The sequence below is a fragment of the Burkholderia sp. Ed8 genome (assembly GCF_040761425.1).
GTDB classification, from domain to species: Bacteria; Pseudomonadota; Gammaproteobacteria; order Burkholderiales; family Burkholderiaceae; genus Burkholderia; species Burkholderia seminalis.
Genome location: NZ_CP142886.1, coordinates 3,752,004 through 3,766,798 on the forward strand (window position 1 = coordinate 3,752,004; position 14,795 = coordinate 3,766,798).

The 14,795-nt window shown below is 70.1% G+C and carries 14 protein-coding genes; 6 read left to right on the plus strand and 8 right to left on the minus strand.

The window, feature by feature from the left end; translation table 11 throughout:
• Positions 1-28 precede the first annotated feature (28 nt).
• Together hutC and hutH are read right to left on the minus strand one after the other, a co-directional pair.
• A complete protein-coding gene (gene hutC / locus VXM69_RS31235) occupies positions 29-724 on the minus strand; it encodes a histidine utilization repressor (protein WP_034190384.1) in 696 nt (231 codons plus the stop codon).
• A 4-nt stretch (positions 725-728) separates the two neighbouring features.
• Complete coding sequence (hutH, locus tag VXM69_RS31240; RefSeq protein WP_034190383.1) at positions 729-2,252, minus strand: histidine ammonia-lyase; 1,524 nt, start codon at positions 2,250-2,252, stop codon at positions 729-731.
• A gap of 214 nt (positions 2,253-2,466) precedes the next feature.
• Here hutH and VXM69_RS31245 point away from each other — a divergent pair, with 214 nt between their 5' ends.
• Positions 2,467-3,387 carry a glutamate/aspartate ABC transporter substrate-binding protein gene (locus tag VXM69_RS31245; RefSeq protein ID WP_367189745.1) on the plus strand — a complete coding sequence of 307 codons (921 nt, stop codon included), beginning with the start codon at positions 2,467-2,469 and terminating at the stop codon, positions 3,385-3,387.
• Positions 3,388-3,408: 21 nt separating this feature from the next.
• On the opposite strand, the gene VXM69_RS31250 is transcribed toward VXM69_RS31245, so the two are convergent.
• A complete protein-coding gene (locus tag VXM69_RS31250) occupies positions 3,409-4,164 on the minus strand; it encodes a 4'-phosphopantetheinyl transferase superfamily protein (protein ID WP_367189746.1) in 756 nt (251 codons plus the stop codon).
• A gap of 122 nt (positions 4,165-4,286) precedes the next feature.
• A complete protein-coding gene (locus VXM69_RS31255; protein ID WP_034190380.1) occupies positions 4,287-5,327 on the minus strand; it encodes an alpha/beta fold hydrolase in 1,041 nt (346 codons plus the stop codon).
• 199 nt (positions 5,328-5,526) lie between these two features.
• On the opposite strand from VXM69_RS31255, the gene VXM69_RS31260 reads away from it, so the two are divergent.
• From VXM69_RS31260 to VXM69_RS31270, 3 genes are all read left to right on the plus strand, one after another.
• Positions 5,527-6,471 carry a LysR substrate-binding domain-containing protein gene (locus tag VXM69_RS31260; RefSeq protein WP_059560166.1) on the plus strand — a complete coding sequence of 315 codons (945 nt, stop codon included), beginning with the start codon at positions 5,527-5,529 and terminating at the stop codon, positions 6,469-6,471.
• Positions 6,472-6,627: 156 nt separating this feature from the next.
• A complete protein-coding gene (locus VXM69_RS31265) occupies positions 6,628-7,860 on the plus strand; it encodes an MFS transporter (RefSeq protein ID WP_367189747.1) in 1,233 nt (410 codons plus the stop codon).
• A complete protein-coding gene (locus VXM69_RS31270) occupies positions 7,851-7,973 on the plus strand; it encodes a hypothetical protein (RefSeq protein ID WP_034190377.1) in 123 nt (40 codons plus the stop codon). The genes VXM69_RS31265 and VXM69_RS31270 overlap by 10 nt, the downstream gene beginning before the upstream one ends.
• Before the next feature lie 30 nt (positions 7,974-8,003).
• On the opposite strand, the gene VXM69_RS31275 is transcribed toward VXM69_RS31270, so the two are convergent.
• The 3 genes from VXM69_RS31275 to VXM69_RS31285 form a co-directional block, all read right to left on the minus strand.
• Positions 8,004-9,482: a deoxyribodipyrimidine photo-lyase gene (locus tag VXM69_RS31275; protein ID WP_367189748.1), complete on the minus strand. Its 1,479-nt coding sequence runs from the start codon at positions 9,480-9,482 to the stop codon at positions 8,004-8,006.
• Positions 9,483-9,781: 299 nt separating this feature from the next.
• Positions 9,782-10,762 (minus strand): acetyltransferase, encoded by a 981-nt coding sequence (locus tag VXM69_RS31280; protein ID WP_367189749.1) that lies wholly within the window; start codon positions 10,760-10,762, stop codon positions 9,782-9,784.
• A gap of 17 nt (positions 10,763-10,779) precedes the next feature.
• Positions 10,780-10,902, minus strand: a complete 123-nt coding sequence (locus VXM69_RS31285) for an SDR family oxidoreductase (protein WP_226103845.1) — start codon at positions 10,900-10,902, stop codon at positions 10,780-10,782.
• 364 nt (positions 10,903-11,266) lie between these two features.
• On the opposite strand from VXM69_RS31285, the gene VXM69_RS31290 reads away from it, so the two are divergent.
• Positions 11,267-12,634 (plus strand): MFS transporter, encoded by a 1,368-nt coding sequence (locus VXM69_RS31290; RefSeq protein WP_034190376.1) that lies wholly within the window; start codon positions 11,267-11,269, stop codon positions 12,632-12,634.
• Positions 12,621-13,667 carry a lactonase family protein gene (locus VXM69_RS31295; protein ID WP_367189750.1) on the plus strand — a complete coding sequence of 349 codons (1,047 nt, stop codon included), beginning with the start codon at positions 12,621-12,623 and terminating at the stop codon, positions 13,665-13,667. Before VXM69_RS31290 ends, VXM69_RS31295 begins: the two co-directional genes overlap by 14 nt.
• Before the next feature lie 21 nt (positions 13,668-13,688).
• Here VXM69_RS31295 and VXM69_RS31300 read toward each other — a convergent pair whose 3' ends face one another.
• Entirely contained in the window at positions 13,689-14,726 is a 1,038-nt protein-coding gene (locus VXM69_RS31300; RefSeq protein WP_034190374.1) for an AraC family transcriptional regulator, read from the minus strand.
• Positions 14,727-14,795: the final 69 nt, after the last annotated feature.

Consider the following 14,795-nt stretch of genomic DNA (forward strand, 5'->3'; position numbering starts at 1 on the left):
CCGAGGGAAAATGACTATCAAATAGGAATCAGAAATGCCCGGTGAAGCGATAACGGCTGCCGGGATGCCACAGATTCGCCACCGAGGCGACGACGCCCTGCGACCAGGTGCGCCGATGTAAAACCAGACACGGTTCGACGTCGTCCATCCGCAGCTGCTCGCGCCGCTCCGGCGCCGGGGCCGCCGCTTCGATCCGGTACTCGACGCGCTGCAGCGGGGCCGCGCGCATCAGGTACAGGTTCGGCGTCGTGTTCGTGAAATCCTGCTCGGCGTAATCCGGCGCGACCGCCGGATTCACCCACCGTTCTTCGAGCTGCACGGGCTCGTCGTTCTCGAAGTGCAGCACCTGCGAATGAAACAGCTTCGTGCGCACGGCCACCTGCATCTCGTCGGCGAGCGCGTCGTCCGCGCGGACCGTGTCGAGGCCGAGCACGCTCGCCCGATACGCATGCCCGCGCGCGCCGACCTCCTCCGAGATGCTGCGGATCGCCACCAGCGTCGACTCGTACTTCGGCCGCGCGACGTAGGTGCCCGCGCCCTTCATGCGCGTGAGCACCTGCTCGGCCGTCAACTCGCGCAGCGCGCGGTTGACGGTCATGCGCGCCACCTTGAATTCGCGCGCCAGCTCGTTCTCGGACGGCACCTGGTCGCCCTCCTCCCACTCGCCGGCGTGGATGCGGGCCAGGATGAAATCCTTGATCTCCTGGTAGACCGGCGCGCTCATCGGCTTACTGTTCCGATGCGAACGAGAACGGTGCGACCTTCGCGAACGCGCGCTCGCCGACGAGCTTCGCGACCGCCGCGATGTCCGGTGCGAAGTAGTGGTCGAGTTCGTAATGCGCGACCTTGCCGCGGATCGTCTCCATCACCGGCGCCAGCTTCGGGCTCGTGTGGTACGGCGCGCGCAGGTCGACGCCCTGGGCCGCGGCCAGCAGTTCGATCGCGAGGATGTGCTTCGTGTTGTCCGCGATGTCGGCGAGCTTGCGCGCGGCGAACGTCGCCATCGACACGTGGTCTTCCTGGTTCGCGGAAGTCGGCAGCGAGTCGACCGACGCCGGGTGGGCGAGCGTCTTGTTTTCCGATGCGAGTGCGGCCGCCGTCACGTGCGCGATCATGAAGCCCGAGTTCACGCCGCCGTCCCTCACGAGGAACGGGGGCAGGCCCGACAGCGTCGCGTCAATCAGCAGCGCGATGCGGCGTTCGGCCAGCGCGCCGATTTCCGATGCGGCCAGCGCGAGGTTGTCGGCCGCGAACGCGACCGGCTCGGCGTGGAAGTTGCCGCCCGACAGCACTTCACCGGTGTCCGGGAAGATCAGCGGGTTGTCCGACACGGCGTTCGCTTCGACCAGCAGCACGTCGGCCGCATGGCGCATCTGGTCCAGACACGCGCCCATCACCTGCGGCTGGCAGCGCAGGCTGTACGGATCCTGCACCTTGTCGCAGTCGCGGTGCGACTGGTTGATCGGCGAGCCTTCGAGCAGCTCGCGATACGACGCCGCCGCGTCGATCTGGCCCTGGTGGCCGCGCAGTTCATGGATGCGGGCGTCGAACGGTTTCACCGAACCGGCTGCCGCGTCGACCGACAACGCGCCGGCGACGAGCGCCGTGCGGTACAGGTCTTCGATCGCGAACATGTTGTCGAGCGCCAGCGCGGTCGATGCCTGCGTGCCGTTCAGCAGCGCGAGGCCCTCCTTCGCCTGCAGCGTCAGCGGCGCGAGGCCCGCGACGCGCAGCCCGTCGAGCGCGCTCGCACGCTCGCCGCGAATGAACACTTCACCGACGCCGAGCAGCACCGCCGACATGTGCGCGAGCGGCGCGAGGTCGCCCGATGCGCCGACCGAGCCCTTCACCGGGATCAGCGGCAGCACGTCGGCGTTGAACAGCGTGATCAGCGCGTCCATCACTTCGCGGCGGATGCCCGAGTGGCCGCGGCCGAGGCTCGACAGCTTCAGCGCCATCAGGAGGCGCACCGACGAACGGGCCATCGGCTCGCCGACACCGACCGCATGCGACAGCACCAGGTTCTTCTGCAGCAACTCGAGCTGGTCGTGCGGGATGTGCGTGCTGGCCAGGCGGCCGAAACCCGTGTTGATGCCGTAGGCCGGCTCGCCCTTCGCGGCGATGTCGGCGACGGCCTTCGCGCCCGCGTCGATCTTCGCGAAGCTGGCCGGGTCGAGCGCGAGCTGCACGGATTCGCGCGCGATCTGGCGCAGTTGCGGGAGGGTCAGATGGCCGGGGGTCAACGTAATCATGTGAGCAATCCTGTCTAGACAAGTTCGGAATGGATTGAAGTGTAGCCACGACAACTTGTCTAGACAACCCGTTTTTCATCGATTTCGACTCGGGAGTTTCCCTGATGTCCGGCGTGGCCCGCCGGACCGGCCGGCGGGATCCGGTTATTAACATATGTTGCAATTATTTTGTTTTTGGAAACATACGAATCACCATTCGCCACGGAGACCCTCCATGCCCTTCCCGTCACGATTCGCCGCCCGGTTCGGCCGCCCGCTGCTCGCCGCGGCGTGCCTGCTGGCATGCGGCGCCGCGCTCGCCGCGGAACCGCTGTCCGGCACGCTCGAGAAAATCCGGCGGAACAACCTGATCTCGATCGGCCATCGCGAGACGTCGGTGCCGTTCTCCTACGTCGATACGGGCGGCAAGGTGATCGGCTTCTCGCAGGACCTGTGCGACCGCGTGATCGCGGCCGTGAAGGCGCGCACCGGCAAGCCCGACCTGCAGGTGCGCTTCATCCCCGTCACGTCGCAGAACCGCATTCCGCTCGTGCAGAACGGCACCGTCGACCTCGAATGCGGCGTGACGACCAACCTCGCCGCGCGCCATGCGCAGGTCGCGTTCTCGACCACCTTCTTCGTCGCGACGACGCGGTTGCTCACGCGCACGACGTCGGGCATCCGCGACTTCCCCGACCTCGCCGGCAAGACGGTCGTGACGAACCAGGGCACGACGTCCGAACGCCTGCTGCGCAAGATGAACGAGGACAAGAAGATGAACATGCAGATCATCAGCGCGAAGGACTACGGCGAGGGACGCCTCACGCTCGAATCGGGCCGCGCGGCCGCGTACATGATGGACGACGTGCTGCTCGCGGGCGTGCGCCAGCTCGCCGCGAAGCCGGTCGACTGGCAGATCGTCGGCACGCCGCAGTCGTCGGAAGCCTACGGGTTCATGCTGCGCAAGGACGATCCGCAGTTCAAGGCGCTCGTCGACGGCGTGCTCGCGCAGCTGATGAAAAGCGGCGAGATCAACGCGCCGTACGACAAATGGTTCATGAAGCCGGTGCCGCCGAAGGGGCTGTCGTTCGACTTCCCGATGAGCGACGTGATCAAGGCGCGCTATGCGGCGCCCAACGATGCGCCGCTCGAATGAGCGCCGGGCGCCAACGCCCGCTTACACGCGCGTCCACGCGACGCACGCCGCATAGCCGGGCGCCGCGTCGAGCCACGCCGCGTCGAACGCCGCGACGCCGGCCGCAGGCGCGGCCGGCTCGACGATCGTCGTCGCGGGCGTCGCCGCGTCGCGCGGCGGCACCACCGCGAACGCGCGCAGCCCGCCGACGATGCCCGTGCCGAGCGCCTTCAGCAGCGCTTCCTTCGCGGACCACACGCGCATGAATTCGCTCGCGCGCACCGCGGGCGGCATGCTGTCGAGATGCGCGACCTCGGCGGGTGCGCAGACTTCACGCATCAGCGCGCGCCAGTCGGCGACGCGGTCACAGCCCTCGATATCGACGCCGACGCGGCCCGCGGGCACCCATGCGATCAACGCGTGATCGCCTGCGTGCGACACGTTGAAGTCGAGCGACGCGCGATGCGCGCGATCCAGCGACGGCCGCCCCGATGCATCGACGACGATCGAGACCGCATGCGGCGCGACCTCGAGCGCCGCGCCGAGCACGTCGCGCAACGCGGCGCGCGTCGCGGCGCTGCGCACCGCATCCTCGTGGCGCATGTAGCGCGCGGCGCGCGCCCGCTCGGCGTCGCCGAGCGCCGCATACGCGGGCGACGACAGCGGCACGCGCCAATCGAAATCGATACGCGCGACCCGCACGCCGGCACGGGATGCGGCCTCCGGCAGGTCGAGCGCGTGCACGCGCCACGCGCGGGGCGTGTCGAGCGGGGAAGCGGATTCGGACGGAGTGGACATCGGCACGCGCAGCCTGTGCTGTGAATGGAAACGTCCGATGTTAATCGATCGCGCCGGCCGGCAACCGGCGCGGGAGGACCGGGAAGCGGATCGCGACGGGGCGATGCGTGGCGGGCGCCACGTCAACCGTTCGCGGCCACACCCGGCACGCCGCCGGCCGCTATCGGCCCGCGCGACGCCGGGTGAAGCGCATGCACGGCGCCCGGCGCATCGGCCGGCAGCACGCCGTGTTGCAGCCAGTACAGTGCGACGGGCCACAGCGAGTCGGTGAAGCGGCTGTGGAAAAACGCGAAATGACCGATCGCGTCGACGCCGATGTCGGCCGGCGCGATCCTCAGATGCGTGACGTTGCTGCCCGTGTAGTAGCCGACCAGCCGCTCGATCGCCTCGACCGTGCCGAACGCGTCGTCGTCGATGCCGATCGCGAGCATCGGCGCCGACAGCCCCGCGAAGCGCGCGGGCACCGCGGCGCGGCCGACGGTCCCGGTATCGAGCACGCCGCCGATGTAGCCATCCTCGAAACGCGGCTGCGCGCGCGCCCACGACAGCGCGACCCCGCGCGGCGTGTCCTCCATCCAGCCGAGCCGCTTCGCGGGCACATAGCCGAACACGGCCGCGAGCGCGGGCATCGCGACATGCCACTTCCACCACATGCGGCGCCGCTCGGCCGGCAGGTAGTCGCGCCAGTACGCATACTGCGCGCCGACGGTCACCGCATGCCGCACGTGTACGTTCGATGCCGCGAGCCCGAGCAGGCAGCCGCCGATGCTGTGCGCGACGACATCGAGCGGCTGGCCGGGAAACGCGTCGCGCGCATACTGCAGCGCGGCTTCGCAATCGAGCCGCCCCCAGTCGAGCCAAGTCGCGTGCAGCTTCGCGAGCTGCGCGGGGCGTGAAGCGCCGATCCCGCGATAGTCGTAGACGAGCACGTCGCGCCCCTGCGCGAACAGCCAGGCCGCGAAACGGAAGTAGTAGTCGCAGCGTACCGACGTCGCGCAATTGACGACCGTGACGGGCCGCACGGCGCCGCCGCCGCGATGGCGCCACACATGGCCACGCAATTCGTAACCGTCGGCCGCGCGCAGCGTCACGGGCTCCGGCGGCCATGCGCCCGCCGCGCGACTGCGCTGCGCCGCCCCGCTTCCTTCGTTCGAAATCGTCATCCTGTCTCCTGTCGGCCCAAGTTGGCGCTTCAGCGCTGACTCGAACCCCATGCCTCGCGGTCGGCCCGAGTCAGCGCTTCAGCGCCTACCCATCCCCCTGCCTCGCGGCCGCCCCGCGCCCGTCGTCAAGCCTCCATTGAACTTGACGCGTGGCGCGTTCTCAACCAATCTTGCTGCTCCGTTCGCATGAGTCACGCGCATGTCAACGCCGCTCGTCCGTCTTCCGTCGCTCGATCTCGTCCGCGGTTTCGTCGCGGTCGGCCGCCGCATGAGCATCACGCTCGCCGCGCAGGACCTGTGCGTCACGCAGTCGGCGGTCAGCCGCCAGATCCACGCGCTCGAGGCGCATCTCGGCGTCGCGTTGCTGCAGCGCGGCTACCGGAAGATCGCGTTCACGCCGGAAGGCGAGCGACTGTTCCGCGTCGCGGATGCGGCGCTGCACGGCCTGCAGGACACCGTCGCGTCGCTCGCCGCCGCGCGCGAACGCCAGCCCGTCACGATCACCGCCAGCATCGGCGTCACCGCGCTGTGGCTGTTGCCGCGGCTCGGGCGGCTGCAGGCGCGCCTGCCCGCGGTCGACCTGCGCGTCGCCGCGAACGACAAGGTACTCGATTTGCGCACCGAAGGCATCGACCTCGGCATCCGCTATTGTTCGCGCGACCGCGCGCCGGCCGGCGCGCTGCGCCTGTTCGACGAGATCGTCGTCCCGGTCGCGCATCCCGCGCTCGCCGCGCGGCCGGTCACGCGCGCGGCCGCGATCGCCGACCACGTGCTGCTCGAATTCGACGGACCGCCGCAACCGCAGCTGCAGTGGCACGCGCACCTGCATGCGGCCGGGCTGGGCGACGCGCGCCCGAAAGGCGTGCTGCGCTTCAACCAGTACGACCAGGTGATCCAGGCCGCGATCGCGGGCCAGGGCGTCGCGCTCGGCCGGCTCGCGCTCGTCGCGCCGATGCTCGCGGACGGGCGGCTCGCGGTGCTCGGCCCGCACACGCAGGCGCTGACGGATACGTACGGCTACTGGCTGTTCCAGCACGATCCGGCCCCGCGCCGCGAAGTCGTCGAGGTGCGCGACTGGATGCTCGCCGAGGCCGCCGAATGCGATGCGGCGATGCGCGCGTACGACACGACGTCACCGGCGTAAGCCGCCGCCCGCGACTGCAGGCAGCGCCGCCGCACCCTCGCATTCCCGATGCGCATGCCAACCTGACCGAATGATCGCTTGAGCGATCGCGGGCCCGATCGTCTAATCGGATCGAGCGCGGCCGTTTCGACCGCGCACCTTCATCCGGAGACACGCATGACCCCGATCGAGCAGGAAGTCCGACGCCGCTGGCTGCCCGTGCTCGCCGGCGGCCTGATCATGGGCACCGCGCTCGGCATCCGCCACGTGCAAGGCCTGTTCCTCGCGCCCGTCTCGCTCGACCACGGCTGGTCGCGCGAAGCGTTCGGCCTCGCGCTGGCGCTGCAGAACCTGGTCTGGGGCGTCGCGCAGCCGTTCACGGGAATGATCGCCGACCGCTTCGGCTCGGTGCGCGTGATCGTCGCCGGCATGCTGCTGTATGCGGCCGGGCTCGTCACGATGGCGCATGCGGCCACGACCGGCCTATTTACGGTCGGCGCCGGGCTCGTGATCGGCATCGCGCTGTCGGGCTCGGCCTTCGCGTCGATCTACGGTGCGCTGAGCCGCCTGTTTCCGCCCGAGCGGCGCGGCTGGGCGCTCGGTGTCGCGGGCGCGATCGGCGGGCTCGGCCAGTTCTGCATGGTGCCCGTCGCGCAGGCGCTGATCGGCGGCATCGGCTGGCGGCACGCGTTCATCGCGCTGGCGCTCGTCGCGGCGCTGCTCGCGCCGCTCGCCGTGCTGCTGCGCGACCGCCCCGTGCAGACGGCCGATGCCGCCGCCGGCCCCGGCCAGTCGATCGGCGAGGCCGTGCGCGAGGCATTCGCGCATCGCGGCTTCTGGCTGCTGAACGCGGGGTTCTTCGCGTGCGGTTTCCAGCTCGCGTTCATCGCGACGCACCTGCCCGCGTACCTGCTCGACCACGGGCTGCCCGCGCGCCATGCAAGCGTCGCGCTTGCGCTGATCGCACTGACCAACGTCGCGGGCACCTACGCGTGCGGCCATCTCGGCGGGCTGCTGCGGCGCAAATACGTGCTGTCGGTGCTGTACCTCGTGCGCGCGCTCGCGATGGCGGTGTTCGTCGCCGCGCCGCTGTCGCCCGCGAGCGTCTACGTCTTCGCGGCGGTGATGGGGTTCACGTGGCTCGGCACGGTGCCGCTGACGAACGGCGTGATCTCTCAGGTGTTCGGTGTGCGCTACATCGCGACGCTGTTCGGCTTCGTGTTCTTCGGGCACCAGCTCGGCAGCTTCTTCGGCGTCTGGCTCGGGGCCGTCGTATACGACGCGACGCACTCGTACATGCCGCTGTGGATCGGCTCGATCGCGCTCGGCGTGCTCGCGGCGCTGCTGCACCTGCCGATCAACGACGCGCGCGTCGCGCGGCCCGCGTCGGGCAACGCGGCATGGGCCTGATCCGTGCGGCGCTGGCCGCCGGCACGCTCGCGTTCGTCACGTGGTGCGGCGCGGCCTACTTCGGTCCGGACGTCGCGTATGCGCTGCTCGAACACGTCGCGTTCTGCAACTGACGTGTCAAACCGCGCCGCGCGAACGCGCGGTCAACGCCGCTTCGGCAATGCGGCCAGCGCATCGAGCGCACGGGCGCGTGCGGCCGCATGCTCGACGAGCGGTTCCGGATAGTCGACGCCGAGCCGCACGCCGGCCGCCTCGCGCTCCAGCGGAGACGCATCCCACGGCGCATGGATCGACGCGTTGTCGAGACCCGCGAGTTCGGGCACCCAGCGCCGCACGTAGGCGCCGTCCGGATCGAACTTCTGCCCCTGCGCGACCGGATTGAAGATGCGGAAATACGGTGCGGCATCGGCGCCGCAGCCGGCCACCCACTGCCAGCTCGCCGCGTTGTTCGCCGGGTCCGCGTCGACCAGCGTGTCCCAGAACCACGCTTCGCCCGCGCGCCAGTCGAGCAGCAGATGCTTGATCAGGAACGAGGCGACGCCCATCCGCACACGGTTGTGCATCCAGCCGGTCGCCCACAGTTCGCGCAGGCCCGCATCGACGAGCGGATAACCGGTCAGCCCGCGCTGCCACGCGTGCAGCGCGGCGGGATCGTCGCGCCACGGCATCGCATCGAACTGCGCGCGGAAGTTGTCGGTCGCGAGCGCCGGGAAGTGATACAGCAGCGTGTAGCTGAATTCGCGCCAGCCGAGTTCGCTCAGGAATTTATCGGCGTCCGCGGCATAGGCCGCGCCGCCGGCATGCGCGGCGCCCTGCACCGCATGCCATACCTGTCGCGGCGACACGTTGCCGAAGCGCAGGAACGGCGACAGCCGGCTCGTCGCGGGGCGATCGGGACGGTCGCGCGCGTCCGCGTAGCCGGCGAGCGAGGTCGTCACGAATGCGTCGAGCCGCGCGTGCGCGCCGGCCTCGTCGGGTGCCGGCCATGCATCGCGCAAGCCGCCGGCCCAGTCCGGCGCATCCGGCAGCAGCGCGAGCGCGTCGAGCGACAGCGCGCGGTCGCGCACGGCTTCGGGCCACGGATGAAACGCGATCCGCCCGGGCTCCGGCAGCGGCGCGGCGACCGTGCGATCGCGGCGCGCCGCCCGCCAGTACGCCGTGAACACCTGGTACGGGCCGCCGCTGCCCGTCAGCACCTCCCACGGCTCGTTCAGCAAGCTGCCGTTGCTGCTCTCGACCGTGACGCCGCGCGCCTTGAGCGACGTCTTCAGCGCCGCGTCGGCGTCGCGCTGCGGCTGCGCATAACGCCGGTTCCAGTACACGGCTGCCGCGCCCGTATCGTGCACGACACGTTCGATCTCGCGCGGCGCGTCGCCGCGCAGCAGCAGCAGGCGTCCGCCATGACGCGCGAGCGCGGCATCGAGCCCGGCGAGCGACCCGTGCAGCCACCAGCGTGCCGCGCCGCCGAGCGGACGCCCGGCGCCAGCGCCGGTGTCGTCGACGAACACGCACACGAGCGGCCGGCCCGACTCGACCGCGCGCGTCAGCGCGGGCTGGTCGGTCACGCGCAGATCGTCGCGGAACCAGACGATCGCGGGAGCAACGGAGAACTGGGCGGGCACGGGCACCTCGATGACGAAAGCGGAAGGAGGTGCGTATTGTCGCGGCTGTGCCGCGCGGTGTCGACGCTCGCCGCCGCCGATGGCGGTCGCTGCCAGCGCAACGCGTTGCCCGGTGAAACGCGTTGCTCCATTCCGACGATGCTTCGCCGCGCACACCGGCCCACGCTCGATGTCGGATACGCCGCGCTGGGCGGGTCTACCTGCAAACAGGGTTTCGATCAGTGCGCACGCGACGGAAAGCGGCGCGCCGAAGCGTGGCATGCTGCCCGCCGCGTGACCGGGAGCGGCCGGCTGCTGCGTCAATCGAGCCGGAACGCGGCCTCGAAACGCTCGGCGAACGCGTCGAACTCCGCTTCCGGCAGATGGTTGATGCCGCCCGCGCGCTTGCGCCCGCCACCGGTCGCGAAACCGCGACAGAACTCGTCGGCGCCGAGCGGCCGGCCGTCGGGCACGCGCACGCTGACGACCAGCCCGCCGTCCGCACGCGGCGACAGCACCGCGAGCGCCGCATGCGGCGCATTGCGCATCCGTTCGTTCGCAAGCATCCCCGTCGCGCGCCGCGCCCACGGGTGGTCCGGCATCCGGACCAGCGTCGCGCCCGGCACCTCGCGCAGCGGCGCGAGCGCGCAGGCACGCGCCATGTCGTCGCGGTAGCCGTCGCGTAACGCGGCGAACACGTCGGTCCCGCGCACGAAATCGAGCGGCTCGGCGCAGGGCAACATCGCGTCGGCGAGCACCGCCGGATCGAAGTGCAGATCGCCGACGCACTCGCCGTACGCGTTGTAGTTCAGGTAGAGGCCGAGTTCGGCGAGCGTGCCGCGCTCGGCCTCGCCGATCCCGTGCTCGCGTGCGAGCGCGTCGCCGAGCGCCGGCAGTTCGTCGCCGAATGCCGCGACGATCGCCCAGCGCACGTGCCGGCCGCCGAGATGGCGGTTCACGATCACACTCGTGCAGACGTCGGCCGCCGTGTCGATATGCGCGTCGAAACGCGGATCGTCGGGCAGTTCGCCCGCGAAGTGATGGTCGAAATAGCGGATCGTCGCGCCGCCGCGCAGCAGCCGCGCGCAGGCGTCGCGGTTCTGGTCGTGCGACACGTCGAGCACGGTGACGATGTCGCTCGCGCGTGCGTCGATCCGCTCGAGCAGCCTGATGTCGCGCTTCACGCCGGTCACGAGCGTGCCGCGCACGCGCTCCGCGAGCCGCAGCTGCTGCAGCGCGCACAGGCCGTCCGCGTCGCCGTTGAACGCGAAAAAATGCCGCGCGTGTGGGTTGTCCTGCATGATCCGTTGCTCCATCGTCAAGGCATGAAATCGCCGCCGTCCGCGTCGAGCGTCGCGCCCGTCACCGCGTTCGCTTGGTCGGACGCGAGAAACAGCGCCGCGCGCGCAATCGTCGTCGGTCGGCAGCTTCGCGAGCGCAATATTAGACGCGATCGGCGCGAGGATCTGCTCTTCCGTCATCCCGCCGCCTGCCGGAAACTCCTCGGGGGCGGCACGCCCCACCTCCAGCCCATGTGGATGCTGTTCGCGCGGATGCCGCGCACGCCGACCTCGCGCGTCAGGTAGGGCCGGCGTCTCCACCAATGTCATACGTCATCAGACATTAAGTACCGTCACGCCAATCTCGTGAGATTCCCCAATATTTGAACTAATTCCGGGTAAACCCGCGACGTCTTCGGTCGCGCTCCGGCGTACCATGTCATACGACGACATACTACATAGACCGCCAACCAGACGCGCACGCGGGTCGCCGCCCCGTCCGCAGCCGTCCGACCGGAGACACCGTTGAACCCGCCCTCGCCCGCCCTGCCTGGCCGCGACCCGCTCGCGTCCGCCGTCTCGAAAGTGAAGTGGCACGTGCTGCCGCTCGTGCTGATCATGTTCATCGCGAACTACATCGACCGCGTGAACGTCGGCTTCGTCGATCGCCACCTCGAAGCGTCGATCGGCATCGGCGCGGCCGCGTACGGGCTCGGCGCCGGGCTGTTCTTCGTCGGCTATGCGCTGTTCGAGGTGCCGTCGAACCTGCTGATGCAGCGCTACGGCGCACGCGTGTGGCTCGCGCGGATCATGGCGACGTGGGGCATCGTCGCGGCCGCGATGGCGTTCGTGTGGAACGACACGTCGTTCTATACGCTGCGCTTCCTGCTCGGCGCGGCCGAGGCCGGCTTCTTCCCCGGCGTCGTGCTGTACCTGTCGCAATGGCTGCCGCCGCAGGAGCGCGGCAAGGCGATGGCGATCTTCCTCGGCGGCTCCGCGTTCGCGTCGGTGCTTTCGGGGCCCGTGACCGGCGCGCTGCTGTCGATCCGCGGCTTCGGCCTCGAAGGCTGGCAATGGATGTTCCTGATCGAAGGGCTGTTCTCGGTCGCACTGTGCGGCGCGAGCTGGCTGCTGCTGAAATCGCATATTCGCGATGCAACGTGGCTCACCGCCGAAGAGCGCACGGCGCTCCAGAACGCGCTCGACGAGGAACGGGCGACGCGCGACGTCCGTTCGAACGTGCCGGTGCGCGCGACCGCACTGTTGCGCGACCCGCAGATCGTGCTGTTCTGCTTCCTGTACTTCTCGATCCAGCTGACGATCTACGCGGCCACGTTCTGGCTGCCGACGATCATCCGCAAGATGGGCGGCCTCACCGATTTCCAGGTCGGCCTGTACAACACGATTCCGTGGATGATCGCGATCGGCGCGATGTACGGCTTCGCGGTGCTGTCGTCGAAGTGGAAGCATCCGCAGCGCTGGCTCGCCAGTGCGCTCGTGCTCGCCGCGTGCGGGCTGTTCGCGTCGACGTCGCACGACCCGGTGTGGTCGTTCGCGTCGATCTGCTTCGCCGCGCTCGGCTTCAAGGCCGCGGCGTCGCTGTTCTGGCCGATCCCGCAGGGATACCTCGACACGCGCGTGGCCGCGGCCGTGATCGCGCTGATCAACTCGGTCGGCAACCTCGGCGGCTTCGTCGCGCCGACGGCGTTCGGCTATCTGAAGCAACATACGGGTTCGATCACGGGCGGCCTGTATGCGCTCGCGATCGCTTCGCTCGTCGCCGCGTTCGCCGCGCTGTTCGCACGCACGCAGCGGCGCAGCGATCCGCCGCGCGGCCTGCCGGCCGACGAATCCTTCACGAACGCCTCGATGCTCCGCCATGCCGAACACTGACCGCCTGACCGTCGTCGTCTCGAATGCCGCCGACGGCGACCTCGCCACGTTCTCCCTCGCCGGCGACGGCACGCTCGCACCGCTCGCGCGCTACCCGGCCGCCGACGTCGCGATGCCGATCGCCGTACAGGCCGACCGCGCACGGCTCTACGTCGCGACGCGCGGCGAACAACCGACGATCGTCGCGTTCCGCATCGCCGCCACGGGCGCGCTTGCGCGCATCGGCACGACCGCGATCGACGCGAGCCACGCGTACCTGTCGCTCGACCGCCGCGGTCGCTGGCTGCTCGGCGCGTCGTACGGCGGGAATTCGCTGAGCCTCTACGACGCCGCCCGCGTGCGCGACGGCGACGGCACGCCGCTGCAGGTCGCGCCCGGCATCGCGAACGCGCACTCGGTGATCGTGTCGCCGGACAACCGTTTCGCGTACGTCGGCTCGCTCGGCTCGGACCGCGTGTTCGCCTTCGCGCTCGTCGAGGATGCGGCCGGCCTGCGTGCGGTCGAACACGGCGACACGCGCGTGCCGGCCGGTTTCGGCCCGCGTCACCTGCGGTTCGCGGATGACGGTCGCACGCTCGTCGTCGTCAGCGAATTCCAGGCCACGCTCGCGTCCTTCGCACGCGACCCCGACACCGGCAGGCTCGGCGACGCACACGTGAGCGCACGCCATCCGGCCGTCGCCGGACTCGCGCCCGGCCATGCGCGCCCGCCCGCGCCCGCCGAGCCGTCCGTGTGGGCCGCCGACCTGCACCTGACGCCCGACGAACGTTTCGCGTACGTCAGCGAACGCACGTCGAGCCGCCTGCTCTGCTATCGCCGCAACGAGGACGGGTCGTTCAAACCCGCGCACGCGACGGCGACCGAGACGCAGCCGCGCGGCTTCGCGATCGATCCGTCGGGACGCTGGCTCGTCGCCTGCGGCGAACAGTCGGAACACGTGGCCGTGTATGCGATCGCGCCGGACGACGGCGCGCTGACGCTGCACACGCGCGTGCCGGGCGGACGCGGCGCGAACTGGATCGCGCTCGTCTGAAGCCGCGGCACGTGCCGGCGTTCAGCGCCGCTCGCTCGGCGCGACGCCGGTCCAGCGCTTGAACGCGCGCGTGAAATTGGCGCGGTCCGTATAACCGACGCGCGCCGCGATCTCGTCGACCGGCAGCCGCGTGCCTTCGAGCAGCCGCAGCGCGTCGCGCAGCCGGATCTCGTCGAGCAGCGCCGAATAGGTCGCACCGTATTCGGCGAGCTTGCGCTTGAGCGTGCGCGCCGACACATGGAGTTCGCGCGCGACGTCGTCGACCGACGGATAACCGTCGTCGCCGCAGATCAGCAGGTTGCGCACGCGCTCGACGATGCTCTCCGCATAACCGAGCCGCGCGAGTTCGGCCTCGCACTGCTGGACGATCATCTGCGCGGTCTGCGCGTTCGCGGTGCCGATCGGCTCGTCGAGCAGCGCGGCGTCGCAACGGATACGGTTCGCGCTCGCGTCGAAATGGCAGCGCGGCAGCCGTGCGCGATAACGCTCGAACCACGGCGGCTCGGGCCATTCGAAATGGAGTTCGGCACGCGACTGCAGCGTGCGGCCCGGCGTCGGATACAGCAGCGAATTGAACAGGATCGCCGTTTCGACCAGGAAGTTCTCGACCGCGAACTGGCGCAGCCGGCCGAGCGGAAACGCTTCGAGCACGTCGATGTCGACGATCCCGTCGAGCTGCGCGAGCCGCACCGAGAAAAACGGCACGCGCGTCGGCAGGTAGCGGATGCCGAGCGCGATCGCCTCGCCGAGCGTCGCGCAGCTCATCAGCCCGAAGCCGATCAGCCCCGCTTTCGTCAGGCTGCTGCGCAGGCCGATCTCGATCGCGATCGACGGGTCGTCGGTCGCATCGAGCAGGTTGAACACGATCGCCGCCTGCTGCAGCGGCGTGATGCGCGCATCGGGCTGCGCGAGCCGCTCGCGCTCGACGCCCGAGCCGGCGAGGATGCGGCCGCCGTCGATGCCGCGCTCCTCGGCCAGCATCAGCATGAACAGCGCATACGCGGACGACACCGTCGCCTTGTTCAGCTGGCGCGCGGCATCCGGGACGGACGGGACCATGCGGCGGACTCCGGAGCGGTTTCGGCGGATTGTAGCGTCGCTGGCCCGCAATGACACCGCGGCGGCACT

Bases quoted from the DNA above. Each gene is read 5' to 3' on its own strand.
- hutC (WP_034190384.1), bottom strand. From the start codon at position 724: ATGAGCGCGCCGGTCTACCAGGAGATCAAGGATTTCATCCTGGCCCGC.
- hutH (WP_034190383.1), bottom strand. From the start codon at position 2,252: ATGATTACGTTGACCCCCGGCCATCTGACCCTCCCGCAACTGCGCCAG.
- VXM69_RS31245 (WP_367189745.1), top strand. From the start codon at position 2,467: ATGCCCTTCCCGTCACGATTCGCCGCCCGGTTCGGCCGCCCGCTGCTC.
- VXM69_RS31250 (WP_367189746.1), bottom strand. From the start codon at position 4,164: ATGTCCACTCCGTCCGAATCCGCTTCCCCGCTCGACACGCCCCGCGCG.
- VXM69_RS31255 (WP_034190380.1), bottom strand. From the start codon at position 5,327: ATGACGATTTCGAACGAAGGAAGCGGGGCGGCGCAGCGCAGTCGCGCG.
- VXM69_RS31260 (WP_059560166.1), top strand. From the start codon at position 5,527: ATGTCAACGCCGCTCGTCCGTCTTCCGTCGCTCGATCTCGTCCGCGGT.
- VXM69_RS31265 (WP_367189747.1), top strand. From the start codon at position 6,628: ATGACCCCGATCGAGCAGGAAGTCCGACGCCGCTGGCTGCCCGTGCTC.
- VXM69_RS31270 (WP_034190377.1), top strand. From the start codon at position 7,851: ATGGGCCTGATCCGTGCGGCGCTGGCCGCCGGCACGCTCGCGTTCGTC.
- VXM69_RS31280 (WP_367189749.1), bottom strand. From the start codon at position 10,762: ATGCAGGACAACCCACACGCGCGGCATTTTTTCGCGTTCAACGGCGAC.
- VXM69_RS31295 (WP_367189750.1), top strand. From the start codon at position 12,621: ATGCCGAACACTGACCGCCTGACCGTCGTCGTCTCGAATGCCGCCGAC.
- VXM69_RS31300 (WP_034190374.1), bottom strand. From the start codon at position 14,726: ATGGTCCCGTCCGTCCCGGATGCCGCGCGCCAGCTGAACAAGGCGACG.